Annotated in this window: 15 protein-coding genes; 7 read left to right on the top strand and 8 right to left on the bottom strand. The window is 66.3% G+C overall.

What is annotated here, in order from left to right:
- Positions 1 to 69 precede the first annotated feature (69 nt).
- From ACO07K_RS20115 to ACO07K_RS20105, 3 genes are read left to right on the top strand one after another with little or no spacing between them, the layout of a single operon-like run.
- Entirely contained in the window at positions 70 to 843 is a 774-nt protein-coding gene (locus tag ACO07K_RS20115; RefSeq protein WP_298313245.1) for an enoyl-CoA hydratase/isomerase family protein, read from the top strand.
- 10 nt (positions 844 to 853) lie between these two features.
- Positions 854 to 1657: an SDR family NAD(P)-dependent oxidoreductase gene (locus tag ACO07K_RS20110; protein ID WP_422030944.1), complete on the top strand. Its 804-nt coding sequence runs from the start codon at positions 854 to 856 to the stop codon at positions 1655 to 1657.
- A gap of 4 nt (positions 1658 to 1661) precedes the next feature.
- The gene (locus ACO07K_RS20105; RefSeq protein WP_422030942.1) at positions 1662 to 2060 is read left to right on the top strand and encodes a DUF423 domain-containing protein; all 399 of its coding nucleotides are present in this window, start codon (positions 1662 to 1664) and stop codon (positions 2058 to 2060) included.
- Between the two features lie 7 nt (positions 2061 to 2067).
- Here the strand turns inward: ACO07K_RS20105 and ACO07K_RS20100 are convergent, their stop codons facing one another.
- From ACO07K_RS20100 to ACO07K_RS20085, 4 genes are all read right to left on the bottom strand, one after another.
- Positions 2068 to 2454 (bottom strand): type II toxin-antitoxin system VapC family toxin, encoded by a 387-nt coding sequence (locus tag ACO07K_RS20100; RefSeq protein ID WP_422030940.1) that lies wholly within the window; start codon positions 2452 to 2454, stop codon positions 2068 to 2070.
- Positions 2451 to 2696: a type II toxin-antitoxin system Phd/YefM family antitoxin gene (locus ACO07K_RS20095; RefSeq protein ID WP_298313236.1), complete on the bottom strand. Its 246-nt coding sequence runs from the start codon at positions 2694 to 2696 to the stop codon at positions 2451 to 2453. The genes ACO07K_RS20100 and ACO07K_RS20095 overlap by 4 nt, the downstream gene beginning before the upstream one ends.
- Before the next feature lie 70 nt (positions 2697 to 2766).
- Positions 2767 to 3249 (bottom strand): CinA family protein, encoded by a 483-nt coding sequence (locus tag ACO07K_RS20090; RefSeq protein WP_422030938.1) that lies wholly within the window; start codon positions 3247 to 3249, stop codon positions 2767 to 2769.
- A gap of 4 nt (positions 3250 to 3253) precedes the next feature.
- Complete coding sequence (locus ACO07K_RS20085) at positions 3254 to 3598, bottom strand: DOPA 4,5-dioxygenase family protein (RefSeq protein WP_422030936.1); 345 nt, start codon at positions 3596 to 3598, stop codon at positions 3254 to 3256.
- Between the two features lie 87 nt (positions 3599 to 3685).
- On the opposite strand from ACO07K_RS20085, the gene ACO07K_RS20080 reads away from it, so the two are divergent.
- Both ACO07K_RS20080 and ACO07K_RS20075 read left to right on the top strand, forming a co-directional pair.
- Positions 3686 to 4810: an acyl-CoA dehydrogenase family protein gene (locus ACO07K_RS20080; RefSeq protein ID WP_422030934.1), complete on the top strand. Its 1125-nt coding sequence runs from the start codon at positions 3686 to 3688 to the stop codon at positions 4808 to 4810.
- A 9-nt stretch (positions 4811 to 4819) separates the two neighbouring features.
- The gene (locus tag ACO07K_RS20075; RefSeq protein WP_422030932.1) at positions 4820 to 6043 is read left to right on the top strand and encodes an acyl-CoA dehydrogenase family protein; all 1224 of its coding nucleotides are present in this window, start codon (positions 4820 to 4822) and stop codon (positions 6041 to 6043) included.
- Positions 6044 to 6195: 152 nt separating this feature from the next.
- Here the strand turns inward: ACO07K_RS20075 and ACO07K_RS20070 are convergent, their stop codons facing one another.
- Genes ACO07K_RS20070 through ACO07K_RS20060 form a run of 3 tightly spaced genes read right to left on the bottom strand, consistent with a single transcriptional unit; the run spans position 6196 to position 9145 of the window.
- Positions 6196 to 7161: a tripartite tricarboxylate transporter substrate binding protein gene (locus ACO07K_RS20070; RefSeq protein ID WP_422030930.1), complete on the bottom strand. Its 966-nt coding sequence runs from the start codon at positions 7159 to 7161 to the stop codon at positions 6196 to 6198.
- Positions 7162 to 7175: 14 nt separating this feature from the next.
- The gene (locus ACO07K_RS20065; RefSeq protein ID WP_422030928.1) at positions 7176 to 8675 is read right to left on the bottom strand and encodes a tripartite tricarboxylate transporter permease; all 1500 of its coding nucleotides are present in this window, start codon (positions 8673 to 8675) and stop codon (positions 7176 to 7178) included.
- A complete protein-coding gene (locus ACO07K_RS20060) occupies positions 8675 to 9145 on the bottom strand; it encodes a tripartite tricarboxylate transporter TctB family protein (RefSeq protein WP_298313217.1) in 471 nt (156 codons plus the stop codon). Before ACO07K_RS20060 ends, ACO07K_RS20065 begins: the two co-directional genes overlap by 1 nt.
- Before the next feature lie 102 nt (positions 9146 to 9247).
- Here ACO07K_RS20060 and ACO07K_RS20055 point away from each other — a divergent pair, with 102 nt between their 5' ends.
- Entirely contained in the window at positions 9248 to 10051 is an 804-nt protein-coding gene (locus ACO07K_RS20055; protein ID WP_422030926.1) for an SDR family NAD(P)-dependent oxidoreductase, read from the top strand.
- A 15-nt stretch (positions 10052 to 10066) separates the two neighbouring features.
- Here ACO07K_RS20055 and ACO07K_RS20050 read toward each other — a convergent pair whose 3' ends face one another.
- Positions 10067 to 10525: a flavodoxin family protein gene (locus ACO07K_RS20050; protein ID WP_422030924.1), complete on the bottom strand. Its 459-nt coding sequence runs from the start codon at positions 10523 to 10525 to the stop codon at positions 10067 to 10069.
- 25 nt (positions 10526 to 10550) lie between these two features.
- On the opposite strand from ACO07K_RS20050, the gene ACO07K_RS20045 reads away from it, so the two are divergent.
- Entirely contained in the window at positions 10551 to 13919 is a 3369-nt protein-coding gene (locus ACO07K_RS20045) for a carboxyl transferase domain-containing protein (RefSeq protein ID WP_422030922.1), read from the top strand.
- Positions 13920 to 14223: the final 304 nt, after the last annotated feature.

The following is a 14223-nucleotide window of genomic DNA, read 5'->3' as shown; positions in this document are numbered from 1 at the left end:
CGACGCGTGACCCCTGCCGGGGCAGTATCCGGCCCAAGTTAACCGGATTTTCAACGCGGGAGAAAACTCATGAGCGCCACCTTCAAGGATCTCGGTATCAGCACCGACGGCGCGGTCGGAATCGTCGAGATTCAGCGGCCGCCGCACAACTTCTTCGACAACTCGCTGATCAACCAGATCGCCGATGCTTTCGAGGCGTTCGACCGCGACGACAAGATCCGCGCCTATGTCCTGTGCGCGCAGGGCAAGTCGTTCTGTGCCGGCGCCGACTTCGCCAACCGCCCGCAGACCGGTGCAGCCGAGAGCGGCAAGCATCTCTACAAGGAAGCGACCCGCATTTTCCGCGCGAAGAAGCCCAGCGTCGCGGCGATCCAGGGACCGGCGATCGGCGGCGGCCTCGGCCTCGCGCTGGCGCCCGATTTCCGTGTCGCCGCCCCGGAGGCACGCTTCGCCGCCAACTTCACGCGGCTCGGTTTCCATCCCGGCTTCTCGCTCACCTACACGCTGCCGCGCCTGATCGGCCAGCAGAAGGCGAACCTGATGTTCCTCACCGGCCGCCGCATCGGCGGCGAGGAGGCGGTGGAATGGGGCCTGGCCGACGTGCTGGCGCCGCTGGCCGACGTCCGCAAGGAAGCGATCAAGCTGGCGCAGGAGATCGCCGAGAGCGCACCGCTCGCCGTGATGTCGACGCGCGAGACGATGCGTCGTGGCTTCGCTGATGGCGCCGAGGCGGCGACCGAGCGCGAGCTCACCGAGCAGGAGTGGACGCGCAAGACCGAGGACTTCAAGGAGGGCGTCAAGTCCTACGCCGAGAAGCGCCCCGGCAACTGGAAGAACCGCTAAGGAGCGTTCCATGGCTCAGGTCTCTGGCAAGGTTGCCATCGTCACGGGCGGTGCTTCCGGCATCGGTGAGGCCTGTGCCGAAACGCTGGCGCGTGAAGGCGCGTCGGTTCTCATAACGGACATCGACGACACCCTCGGAAAGGGTGTCGTCGAGCGCATCACCAAGGCGGGCGGCAAGGCGCACTATCTGCGTCATGACGTGCGCGACGAGGCGGCGTGGCCCGGTATCGTCGCCGACGCCGAGAAACGCTACGGTCGCCTCGACATCATGGTGGCCAATGCCGGCATAGGCATCATGTCGCCGATCGCGACCATGACTCTCGCCGACTGGCAGCGTCAGCAGGCGATCAACCTCGACGGCGTGTTCCTTTCCATCAAGCATTCGATCCCGGCGATGAAGCGCGCGGGCGGCGGTTCGATCGTGCTGATGTCGTCGGTGGCCGGCCTGCGCGGCGCACCGGGCCTGGCGGCCTATTCGGCGACCAAAGGCGGCGTGCGCCTGCTGGCCAAGTCGGTGGCGCTCGAGCACGCGGCCGACAACATCCGCTGCAACTCGGTGCATCCCGGCATCATCGCCACGCCGATCTGGGAGAAGATCCCGACCGGCGCCGAAGGCAATCGCCGCAACGCGCCGATCGATCCGCGCGAGCGCGCCGCCGCTTCGGTGCCGCTGCCGCGAGTCGGCGAGGCGCAGGACATCGCCAACGGCGTACTTTTCCTGTGTACCGACGCCGGCAACTACATCACCGGCCAGGAGCTGGTGATCGACGGCGGCATGACGGCGGGCGGGCGACCGACCCGGCCGCTGCAATAGTCCCATGGGCGACGCCGCGCGGCTCTGGATCGTCGTTGCCGCACTGAGCGGCGCCATCTCCGTCATCGTCGGCGCCTTCGCGGCGCATGGTCTGGACCTGCGCACGGAAGCCGGCCTGAAGGCGCGCGACTGGCTGCAGACCGGCAGCCACTACCAGATGTTCCATGCGCTCGCGATGCTGGGCGTGTGCGCCTTGGCCGGCGCGGAGCTCCTGAACGTGCGCCTGGCGGTCGTCGCTTTGTGGCTGTTCCTCGTCGGCAGTGTCCTGTTCCCCGGCGCTCTCTATTCCCTGTCGTTCGGCGGCCCGCGATGGTTCGGCGCCGTAGCGCCGATCGGCGGTCTCGCCTTCATCGCGGGCTGGATTTTTGTGGCAATCGCCGCATTCAAGGATCGCGGCGTCTGAATAAGGACTATGCCTTTTGGATGAGGCCGGGATACTGCAGGATCTGTTTATCTGCTGTCAGGAGCATGAACCCCTCTACCCGTGATTGAGCGAGAAGCATCCGATCAAAGGGATCCTTATGTAGAGGTGGTAAGTCGTCGAGAGCCAAGGCGTGGATACTCGTGACCGAGAGCTCGTTGTAGCCGTTGTCCAACAACCCTCGTCGCAATTGTCGTGCATTTACATCGAAATCATCCCGGCCCAGGCTTTGCTTAAAGACAATTTCCAATAGGCTGGCTGCGCTGAAGACGAGCGTGTTGTGCGGATCGTCGAATAGGCGGAGCGTTTTGCGGGAAAGCTTTTCAGGACGTGCAGCCGCCCAGAGCAGGATGTGGGTATCGAGGAGTAAGTTCAAGGCGCTGTACCGAACAGGCGGCCGATCTGCTCGTCGCCCATCCGGTCGAAGTCATCAGGCACCTTCAGTTGCCCGGACAAGAAACCCACGCGACGCTTTTCCCCTGAAGATGGGGCGTCGAGAGCGACGACCTTAACAAGTGGTTTGCCCGCCTTTGCTATCACGAAGGACTCCCCGCGTGCAGCATCAGCCACCAGCTTGGAGAGGTTGGTTTTGGCTTCGTGAATGTTTACGGATTTCATGATTTCAACATGGACTAAGCCATCTTAGTTTAGTTTGATCGAAGCGTCAATGAGATGGGGGAGCGTCGGCCTACGAAAGCTGCTCGTCCAGCAGCTTGAGCGCTTCGGCGGCGAAGGCGCGCATGTTGGCGACGCGGTCGTCGGAGCCGGTGCGCAGGGTGCGCGCCACGCTGCCGTGGGGACCGACGATGGCCACGCAGGTGTGTCCCGCGGGATCGCCGTAGGAATTGCCGGTCGGACCCGAAGCGCCGGTTTCGGCCAGGCCCCAGGTCGTCTTGAGGCGACCGCGGACATGCTCGGCGGCGAGCAGGGCCCAGGGCTCGGAGGAGGAGCGGACGCCGGCGCGCTTCTCGCGCGGCACGGCTAGGAACGCATCGCCGGCCGGCCGCGTGTAGACGACGGCGCCGCCCATGAAATAGGCCGAGGCGCCCGGCACGGCGAGCAGCGCGGCCGAGATCAGACCGCCGGCCGACGATTCGGAAATGCCGACGGTCTCTTTGCGGGCTTTCAGTTTTTCGCCGACGCGTTGGGCGAGCGGGAGCAGGGTGTCCATCGGGTCAGTCCTTCTTCGTGAAAATGTCGAGGACCAGCGGCACCTGCTGGCCCATCCAGATCGCGCGGTCGCGATGATCCTCCAGATCGTGCCCGGTGTTGGGATGAATGAACACCGTAAGTTCGCCGCGGTTCAGGGTCAGCCATGACAGGACCGGCTCGAACTGTTCGTTCTTCAGGGCGACCTGATAGCTGAAGCGCGGGTGCGGCCCGACCGGCTTCTCATGAAAGCGGCCCATCTCGATGGGGAAGGTCTTCTCGATGCGCTCGCGCAACGCCCACGCCGCGTCTCGCGACGCTTCGTCGAAGTAGACGTGGGCATGCCAGTCCTTGATTTCGTCCGTGTTCATGACATTCACCATAATGCGCAGCACAACCCGCCTGTCGGAACCCAGAGCCGTTCCCCGAGCGGAGCAGGCTTGCTAGGGTCAGGCATCATGAACTTCGATTTCTCCGACGACCAGAAGCTGCTCAAGGAGCAGGTTCGCAAATTCCTCGCCGACAAGTGCCCCACCAAAGTGGTGCGGCGCGTGCTCGACGGCCCCGAAACACACGCGGAAGATGTCTGGAAAGGACTCGTCGATCTCGGCGTGCCGGCCCTTGGCATTCCAGAAGAATATGGCGGCATGGGACTGTCGCCGCTGGAGGTCTGCGTCGTCGCCGAGGAGATCGGCCGCGCCGCGGCGCCGGTGCCGTTCGACACGTCGGTCGTGCTGGCGACGGAGGCGCTGAAGCTCGCGGGCTCCGACGCGCAGAAGAAGAAGTGGCTGCCCGAACTTGCGTCGGGCAAGGCGATCGGCACGCTGGCGATTGCCGAAGGCGCACAGCCGCCGAAGCCGCGGAACATCCGCACGACGTTCGGCGGCGGTCGTCTCAACGGCAGGAAGCTGCCGGTGACCGACGGCGAGGCCGCGACCTTCGCCATCGTGCTCGCCAACAGCGGCGGCTCGGGCGATCGCGCCGTGTCGCTCGTGCTGGTCGATCTCACGCAAACGGGCGTTGCGAAGAAGCGCATCGAGACGATCGATCCCGCGCGCAAGCATGCCGAACTCACGTTCAACGACGCCACGGCGGAGCTGCTGGGCGGCGAGGGCGAGGGCTGGCGCCTGCTCGAGCGGCTCTACGATGCGGCGGCGGTTTACTTCGCGTTCGCCCAGGTGGGCGGCGCCGAAGCAGCGATGTGGATGGCGCGCGACTATGCGCTGCAGCGCCAGGCCTTCGGCCGGGCGATCGGTTCCTACCAGGCGATCAAGCACAAGCTGGCGGACTGCTACGTGAAGCTCGAGCTGGCACGCTCCAATGCCTATTACGGCGCGATGATGCTGACCGAGGACGGCGCCGACCTGCCGCTGGCGGCGGCGGCGGCGCGCATCGCGGCCACCGACGCCTACGACTTCGCGGCCAAGGAGAACATCCAGACCCATGGCGGCATCGGCTTCACCTGGGAGGCCGACACACAGTTCCACTATCGCCGCTCGCGCCTGCTGGCGCTCTCGATCGGCGGTCCGATGGCGTGGAAGGACAAGCTGGTGACCCGTCTCGAACAGAAGAACGCGGCCTAGGAGGGAACGATGGATTTCAACGACACACCCGAAGAAGCCGCCTTCCGTCAGGAAGTGCGCAGCTGGCTCGACGCCAACGCCACGCGCAAGAGCGACGACACGCAAAGCAACCGCGCGCGCAACGACGACCCCGAGCTGCTCAAGAAGGCCAAGGAGTGGCAGGACAAGAAGGCCACGGCCGGCTACGCGCGCCTGACCTGGCCCAAGGAGTTCGGCGGTCGCGGCGCCTCGCCGATCCTGCAGGTGATCTACCAGCAGGAAGAGGCGAACTACCTGGTGCCGCTGGGTTTCTTCGACATCGGGCTGGGCATGTGCATCCCGACCATGATGGCCTATGCCAAGCCCGAGCAGCTGCAGCGCTACGTGAAGCCCGCCCTGCACGGCCAGGAAGTGTGGTGCCAGCTCTTCTCCGAGCCGGCCGCTGGGTCCGACGTGGCGGGTATCCGCACCAAGGCCGAGCGCGACGGCGACGACTGGATCATCAACGGCCAGAAGGTCTGGACGTCGGGCGCGCACTATTGCGACTTCGGCATCGTGATCACGCGCACGGATCCGAATGTCCCCAAGCACGCCGGTCTCACCATGTTCTTCCTCGACATGAAGACGCCGGGCGTCGAGGTCCGTCCGATCAAGCAAATGTCGGGCGGCGCCAACTTCAACGAGGTGTTCTTCACCAACGTCCGCATCCCCGACAGCCAGCGGCTGGGCAAGGTGGGCGAGGGCTGGAAGGCCGCGCTCACGACCCTGATGAACGAGCGTCTCGCGGTCGGCCTGCCGTCGGGCGGCCTCGACATCGACGAGCTGATGGAGCTGGCGCGCGAGACCGAACTGGAAGACGGCGCGGCGATCCGCAACCAGCAGGTCCGCTCGAAGATCGCCGACTGGTACGTGCAGCAGCAGGGCCTGAAGCTCACCCGCTACCGCACGCTGACGGCGCTCTCCAAGGGCCAGACGCCGGGTCCGGAATCGTCGATCATCAAGATCGTGGCGGCGCCCAAGATGCAGGACATGGGCGCCTTCGCCATGGAGCTGATGGGCCATGCCGGCATCATGAAGGAGGACGTGCCCTTCGCGGCCGGCTTCCAGGCGCAATGGATCGGCGGCGCTGGCTTCCGCATCGCCGGCGGCACCGACGAGATCCTGCGCAACATCGTGGCCGAGCGCGTCCTGGGACTGCCCGCGGACATCCGTGTCGACAAAGACGTGCCGTTTAACAAGCTGACGCGCTCATAGCGCGTCAGCTTGGGCGAGCGGCAGCGCTTGTCATCAAGCGCGAGAGCTCGCGTGGTGCAGAATAGATAAGAATCTTGATCCTTATCCATTCTGCCCCGTGTGGGCTCTCGCGCTTGGTTACAAGCGCTGCCGCCCACCGCTCTCAAACAACGTTAACGTTGTTTGAGAGCCCACTCCGTATACTTCGTCGCTGCCGCATGCGAATCGGCGTAGTACTTTGCATACTCCGCACCGACCATCGGCCTCAGGGCGAGGCCCTGCTCGTCCATCTTCTTGATGTGCTCGGGATCGTTGATCGCCTTCAGGAAGGCGGTCTCGAGCACCTTGATCGCGTCGGCGGGCGTGCCCTTGGGCACGGCAATGCCGCGCGTCGAGGAGGAGATCACCGACGGGAAGCCGAGCTCCTTGGTGGTCGGCACGTCCGGCAGAAACTTGGAGCGCTGGTCGTCGGTGACGACGAGGGCCCGCAGTTCGCCCGACTTCACGCGCTTCACGATGCCGCCGACATTGTCGAAGGCGCAGTCGACATGGCCGCCCATGACGCCGGTGAGCTGCTGCGCCGAGCCCTCGAAGTGGACGATGCGGAAGTTCACCTTGGCCGCATCGTCGACCATCAGGATCGCCAGATGGTCGTCGCTCAGGATGCCGGTGGTGCAGGCGCTGATCTTGCCGGGCGCCTTCTTGGCGGCGTCGAGCAGGTCGGCGAACGTCTTGTAGGGGCTGTCCGCCCTCACCCACACGACGCCGGGATCGAGCACCTGGTTCACCACGGGCACGAAGCTGTCCATCTTGAATGCCGCCTTGCGCTCGGGATCGAGCACGATCGTGCTGACGCTGGGCAGGTTGATGAAGGTGACGGTGTAGCCATCCGGCCGCGCGCGGGCGCCCTCGGTGAAGCCGATCTGGCCGCCGGCGCCGCCCTTGTTCACGACCGTGATGGGCTGGCCGAGATCCTTTTCCGCGATCGAGGCGAGGATGCGGGCGCCGATGTCGGTGTTACCGCCGGCCGGGAAGGCAACGATCATCTGCACGGCCTTGCGCGGGAAGTTCTGCGCGAAGGCGGGGGCGGCAAGAGCGGTGGCACCGGCCGCGGCGATCAGGGTGCGTCTGCGAATCATGAGAGTCCTCCTTTTCATTCGATGTCTGTTTGTCTCAGGTTGGCGAAGGCGCGTGGTCTCAGGGCAATGGCGGCCAGCACGATGAGCGGCACGGCGAGCAACGCGAGCGCGAGCGGTCGGTCGAGGAAGATCGCGAAGCTGCCGCCCGAGATTTCCAGCGTCGTGCGTAGCGACTTCTCCATCATCGGCCCCAGGATCAGCGCCAGGATCGCCGGCGCGATCGGGAAGTCGAGCTTGCGCAGGATGTAGCCCAGCACGCCGAAGCCCAGCATGACCCAGACGTCGAACAGGCTCTGCTTCAGCCCGTAGGCGCCGATGATGCAGAAGATCAGCACGCCGGTGCAGAGATAGGCGAAGGGGATCTTGAGCAGCCGCGCCCACAGCCCGACCAGCGGCAGGTTCAGGATCAGCAGCAGCACGTTGCCGACGAAGAACGAGGCGATGACCGTCCAGACGAGCTCGGGCTTCTCCTGGAACAGGAAGGGCCCCGGCGTCAGGCCGTTGACGATGAAGGCGCCCATCAGCACCGCGATGGTGGGCGAACTCGGCACGCCCAGCGCCAGCAGCGGCACCATGGATCCGTTGGCATAGGCGTTGTTGGCGGTCTCCGCCGAGGCCACGCCCTCGATGGCGCCCTTGCCGAAGCGTTCCGGGTTCTTGGAGATGCGCTTCTCCAGCACATAGGCCATGAAGGTCGGGACGATGGCGCCCACGCCGGGGATCAGGCCGAGCACGAAACCGATCACGGTGCCGCGTCCGATGGCGCCGGACGACCGGCGCCACTCGTCGCGTGTCGGATACCACTTCTTGAGGTCGGCCTGGATCAGGTGGGTCTGGCGCGCTTCCGCCGCCAGCAGCAGTTCGCCGACGCCGAACAGGCCCATCACGACCGGCACGAAGCCGATGCCGTCATAGAGTTCCTCGATGCCGAAGGTGAAACGCGGCGCGCCGCGCACGGGGTCCATGCCGATGAGGGACAGCAGCAGGCCGAGCGCCGTCATCAGCAGCGCCGCCAGGATGTTGCGGCCGGCCAGGCCGACCACGAGGCAGAGGCCCGCGACCATCAGGGCAAAGAACTCGGCCGGCCCGAACTTCAGCGCCAGGCTGGCCAGCGGCGCGGCAACGGCCACCAGCAGGATCGTGGCGACGATGCCGCCGACGAACGAGCCGATGGCGGCGATGGCGAGCGCCGATCCCGCGCGTCCCTGCTTGGCCATCTGGTAGCCGTCGATGCAGGTGACCACCGAGGCAGCTTCGCCGGGCACGTTGATCAGCACCGAGGTGATCGTGCCGCCGTACATGGCGCCATAGTAGATGGCGCACAGCATGATGATGGCGCCGGTCGCATCGAGATTGAAGGTCAGCGGGATCAGGATCGCGGTGCCGGCGGCCGGCCCGAGGCCCGGCAGGACGCCGATCAGCGTGCCGAGCACGCAGCCCGCGAAGGCGAACAGCAGATTGTTGAGCGAGAGGGCCGCGCCGAGGCCGGCCATCAGATATCCGAGCGATTCCATCAGGCAGCCCAGGGTCCGGGCGGCAGCAGCACATCGAGCCAGCGCGTGAAGACGTAGTAGACGCCGAAGCTGCCGGCGATGGCGAACAGGCCGATCGCGTACCAGCGGCGTTCGCCCAGCGCGAAGGTGAGCACGGCGATGAAGACCAGCATGGCCAGCTCGAAGCCGACCCATCCCATCAACAGCGTGGCGCCGGCCACCGCCCCGATGATGATCAGCACGCGGAAAGCGCTTTCGCCACGCGGGAAGAGTGTCTCGTCACTCTCGATCACCGGCTTGCGCCACACGTCGAGAATCAGCAGCCCGGCGAACAGCACGCCCAGGAGGGAGAGCCAGAAGGAGAAGAAGCCGGGGCCGGGGCCCAAGCGGTCGGTCAGCGACAGCAGCAGCGATTGCCAGATGGCGAAGACGCAGATCGCCATCATCGTTGCCGTCGCGACAAGCCAGCCGCGTCGCGCGTTTCGCGACATGGATCGATTTCCTCCCGGAGGTTGTTATCGTCGGCGTTGTGCCTTGCGCGGACCATAGCGGCTTTGAGATGGTCGGTAAAACGATCAGGAGGAAGACGTGCAATGAACAGGCTCGATGGCAAGGTAGCGTTCCTCTCCGGCGCCGCGCGCGGCATCGGTGGCGAGGCGGCGAAATTGATGGTGAGCGTCGGCGCGAAGGTGGCGATCGGCGACGTGCTCGAAGAGCGTGGCCGGCAGACCGTGAAGGAGATCGAAGCCGCCGGCGGCCAGGCGCTCTTCGTGCCGCTCGACGTGACGGAGGAGGCGAGCTGGACGGCCGCCCTCGATGCCACGGTCAAGAAGTTCGGCGGGCTCGACATCCTCGTGAACAATGCCGGCATCTTCGTCGGCAAGGGCGTCGAGGAAGCGTCGATGGATGAGTGGCACAGGCTCGTCGCCGTCAACCTGACAGGCGTGGTGCTGGGCACGAAGATCGCGCTGCCGCATCTCAAGGATCGCGGGGCGAAGAGCGCGCACGGATCGGCGATCGTCAATCTCGCCTCGGTGGCGGGCCTCGTCGGCTCCCAGCTCGATCCGCTTTATTCGCTGACCAAGGGCGGCGTCACGCTGTTCACCAAGTCGACGGCGCTGGAGTTCGGCCGCAAGGGCTATCGCATCCGCGTGAACTCGATCCATCCCGGCGTCATCGACACCGACATGGGCCAGCAGACCTTCGCCATGAGGGCGCGCGCCCTCGGCACCAACGACACGGAAGCCACGCGCAAGACCTCGCTCACCATGCACCCGATTGGAAGGCTGGGCGTCGCCGAGGACATCGCCAAGGGCATCGTGTTCCTGGCGTCGGACGATGCCGGCTTCATGACCGGCTCGGGCCTCGTCGTCGACGGCGGTTACACGGCGCAGTGATTCAGGGTCAGTAGTTCAGAAGATGCCGGCGGCGAGCCCGGCTGCCATGGCGGCGCCCAGCTCCTCGCACTGCTCGACGAAGGCAGGTTGCCAGGGGCCCTTGCAGAGCAGGGGCTCCTGCACGGACCGCCAGCGCAGGCCGGTGAGGATCGTCTCGACGCCGCGGCGCGTGCCGGTGCCGTCGCTGCCGGCCCTAATGTAGAGGGCGCAGGGCATGCCTTGCGTCTTCTCCAGGCAAGCATTGTAGCTGCGGTCGAAGAAATCCTTCAGGGCGCCGCTCATGTAGCCCAGGTTCTCGGGCGTGCCGAGGATCACCGCCTGGGCAGCCAGCACGTCCTGCGGGCCGGCCTGCAGCGGCGCGATGACCCGGACGTCGATCCCCGTTTCGCTGCGCGCGCCGCGTTCCACGGCCTCGCGCAGGGAAAGGGTGTTCTCCGACGGGGCGTGCGCCACAATGAGAAGCCTTTTCGACATGGAGGGGGTTCTACCCCACGCTGACATGCTCAAGAAACTCCTGATCGCCAACCGCGGCGAGATCGCCATCCGCATCGCCCAGGCCGCCGCCGAACTCGGCATTGCAACCGTGGGCATCCATTCGGAGGACGACGCCACCTCGCTGCACGTGCGCCGGGTCGACGAGGTGCGGCCGCTCAAGGGGCGTGGCGCGGCAGCCTATCTCGACATCGCCGGTGTCATTGCGGCGGCCCGGGAGGCGGGCTGCGACGCGGTGCACCCGGGCTACGGCTTCCTGTCGGAGAACGCGGCCTTCGCCACGGCCTGCGCCGAGGCGGGGCTGGTCTTCGTCGGTCCCACACCCGAGCAGCTCGACCTGTTCGGCGACAAGGCGCGCGCCCGAGCCCATGCCGGCAAGAACGGGGCGCCGGTCCTGTCGGGCACCGACAGTGCGGTCGACGTGGCGGGCGTGAAAGCCTTCTTCGCCAAGCATCGCAAGGCCGGCATCGTCATCAAGGCGATCGCGGGCGGTGGCGGGCGTGGCATGCGGATCGTCACGCATGAGGCCGAGATCGAGGAGGCCTTCACGCGCGCCTCGGCCGAGGCGCAGGCGGCCTTCGGCAACGGCGCCCTCTATGCCGAGCGTCTGATCGCCCGCGCGCGCCATATCGAGGTGCAGATCGTGGGCGACTGTCAGGGCGGCATCGCCGCGCTCGGCGAGCGCGAATGCACGATCCAGCGGCGCAGCCAGAAGATCGTCGAGCTGGCGCCCAGCCCCAACCTCGCCGAAGCAATGCGCGGCCAGATCGTCGACTCGGCCGTGAGGATGGCGAAGGCGGTGAACTATCGCAGCCTCGGCACGTTCGAATTCCTGGTCGACGACGCGGCGCCGGACTTCTTCTGCTTCATCGAGGCCAATCCGCGCCTTCAGGTCGAACACACCGTCACAGAAGAAGTGTGGGGCGTCGATCTCGTGAAGACGCAGTTGCGGCTGGCGGGCGGGGCGTCGCTCGACGAGGCCGGCGTTGGGCAGACGTCGCCGCGCGGCCACGCCATTCAGCTCCGGGTGAACATGGAGACCATGACGGCCGACGGTTCGGCCAAGCCTGGGGGCGGCACGCTCACGGCGTTCGAGCCGCCCTCTGGGCCGGGCGTGCGAGTCGACACCTATGGCTATGCAGGCTATCGCACCAATCCCAACTTCGATTCGCTGCTCGCCAAGGTGATCGTTCACGCGCCCGATTTCGGCGGCGCGCTGCAGCGGGCCGAGCGGGCGCTGGCAGCGTTCCGCCTCGAAGGCGCACCGTCGAACATCGCCTTCCTGCGCGTCCTCATCGCCCATCCCGATTTCCGCGCCGACAAGGTCCATACACGCTTCGTCGACGAGCAGGCTTCGGCTCTGATCGAAGCGGCCGGCAAGCTGAGCGGCGGCCTCTATTTCGAGGGCGCGACGCTACCGGCACCACCCGTAGCGTCGCCACGCCAGGCCGGCGCGCGGGTCGACAGCGTCGATCCGCTGGCGGTCCTGGCCTTCGGCAAGGCGAAGGCGGAGACGGCGTCGCGTGCGCCCGAGAGCGACGCACCGGACGGCACGGTCGCCGTGCCCGCACCGATGCAGGGCACCATCGTGAGCCTGTCGGTGAAGGAGGGCGACGCCGTGGCGTCGGGCCAGGCGCTGCTGGTCATGGATGCCATGAAGATGCAGCACGAGATCCGCAGCCCGGTGCGGGGCTATGTGCGGCGCATCGCGGTCGAGGCGGGCGAGACGGTCTACGACGGCCATTCGCTGCTGTTCGTCGAGGAGGCCGATGTCGAGGTGAAGGGCACGGCGATCGAGGAGACGATCGATCTCGATCATGTCCGTCCCGACCTCGCGGAGTATTTCGACCGCCGGGCGATGACGCTCGACGAGAAGCGGCCGGAATCGGTGGCGCGCCGGCGCAAGACCAACCAGCGGACGGCGCGCGAGAACCTAGAAGATCTGGTCGATCCCAACAGTTTCGTCGAGTACGGCGCCTTCGCCATCGCCGGCCAGCGCACGCGCCGCACGATCGAGGACCTGATCGAGAAGACACCGGCCGACGGGCTGATCACCGGCATCGGCCGGGTCAACGGATCGTTGTTCGGACCGGAACGCAGCCGGGTCGCGGTCGCCCACTATGACTACACGGTGCTCGCCGGTACGCAGGGCAAGAACAACCACCACAAGAAGGACCGGCTGTTCGAGATCGTCGAGAAGCAGCGCATCCCGCTGGTCTTCTTCACCGAGGGCGGCGGTGGCCGCCCGGGCGACATCGACGTGCAATCGGTGGCCGGCCTCAACACCATGGCCTTCCATATCTTCGGACGCCTGAGCGGCGTGGCGCCCTTGGTCGGCATCAACTCGGGCCGCTGCTTCGCCGGCAATGCCGCGATCCTGGGCTGCTGCGATGTCGTGATCGCCACGAAGAACTCGACGATCGGCATGGGCGGTCCCGCGATGATCGAGGGCGGCAATCTCGGCGTCTTCTCGCCCGAGGAAGTCGGGCCCATGAACGTGCAGGTGCCCAACGGCGTGGTCGACATCGCGGTCGAGGACGAAGCCGAGGCGGTCGCGGTCGCCAAGAAGTACCTCTCCTACTTCCAGGGCGCGCTGCCGGAATGGCGTGCAGCCGACCAGCGTCTGCTGCGGCGGGCCATCCCGGAGAACCGGCTGCGCGTCTACGACGTGCGCGACGTGATCGCCACGCTGTGCGACGAGGACTCGGTGCTCGAAGTGCGTCGCGCCTTCGGGCCCGGCATGGTGACGGCGTTCGGCCGCATCGAGGGCAAGCCGCTCGGCATCGTGGCGAACAATCCGGTGCATCTGGCGGGTGCTATCGACAGCGACGGTTCGGACAAGGCCGCGCGCTTCCTGCAGCTCTGCGACGCCTATGACATCCCGATCCTGTTCCTGTGCGACACGCCGGGCATGATGGTCGGGCCCGAGATCGAGAAGACGGCGCTGGTGCGCCACTGTTCGCGCCTGTTCGTGACCGGCGCCAATCTCACCGTGCCGTTCGGCACCATCGTGTTGCGCAAGGCCTACGGGCTAGGCGCGCAGGCGATGGCGGGCGGTTCCTTCCACGCGCCGGTCTTCGCGCTGTCCTGGCCGACCGGCGAGTTCGGCGGCATGGGACTGGAAGGCGCCGTGAAGCTCGGCTTCCGCAAGGAGCTCGAGGCGGTGAGCGATCCCGCCGAGCGCCGCGCCCTGTTCGAGAAGATGGTCGCGGCCGCCTATGCGCGCGGCAAGGCGCTCAGCACCGCAACCTATTTCGAGGTCGACGAGGTGATCGATCCCGCCGACTCGCGCCGCTGGATCGCGACGGCGCTGCTCGAGGCAAAGCCGCGGCCGCCGCACAGCCACAAGAAGCGTCCGAACATCGATACCTGGTAAATGCGAACAGAGTTGCCCACCAACCTCATGCTGAGGAGGCTGCCCCTCGAATACCTCGGGGTAAACTCCGCAGCCGTCTCGAAGCATGGGCCACACGCACCACGTCCGTTGCCCATCCTTCGAGACGGCCCTTCGGGCCTCCTCAGAGTCTGGCCGGAAATGAATTACATCGATTCAAGCACTTACCTCATCCTGAGGAGCGACCCGCAGGGGCGCGTCTCGAAGGATGGGCAACAGGCAAGGTGCGCGTTCCCACCCTTCGAGACGCATCGCTGCGCGATGCTCCTCAGGGTGAGGTTATTGG

The sequence above is a fragment of the Reyranella sp. genome (assembly GCF_965228225.1).
Lineage (GTDB): Bacteria > Pseudomonadota > Alphaproteobacteria > Reyranellales > Reyranellaceae > Reyranella.
The sequence above is the reverse complement of the archived record's forward strand: the minus strand, read 5'-3'. Positions and strand labels throughout refer to the sequence as shown.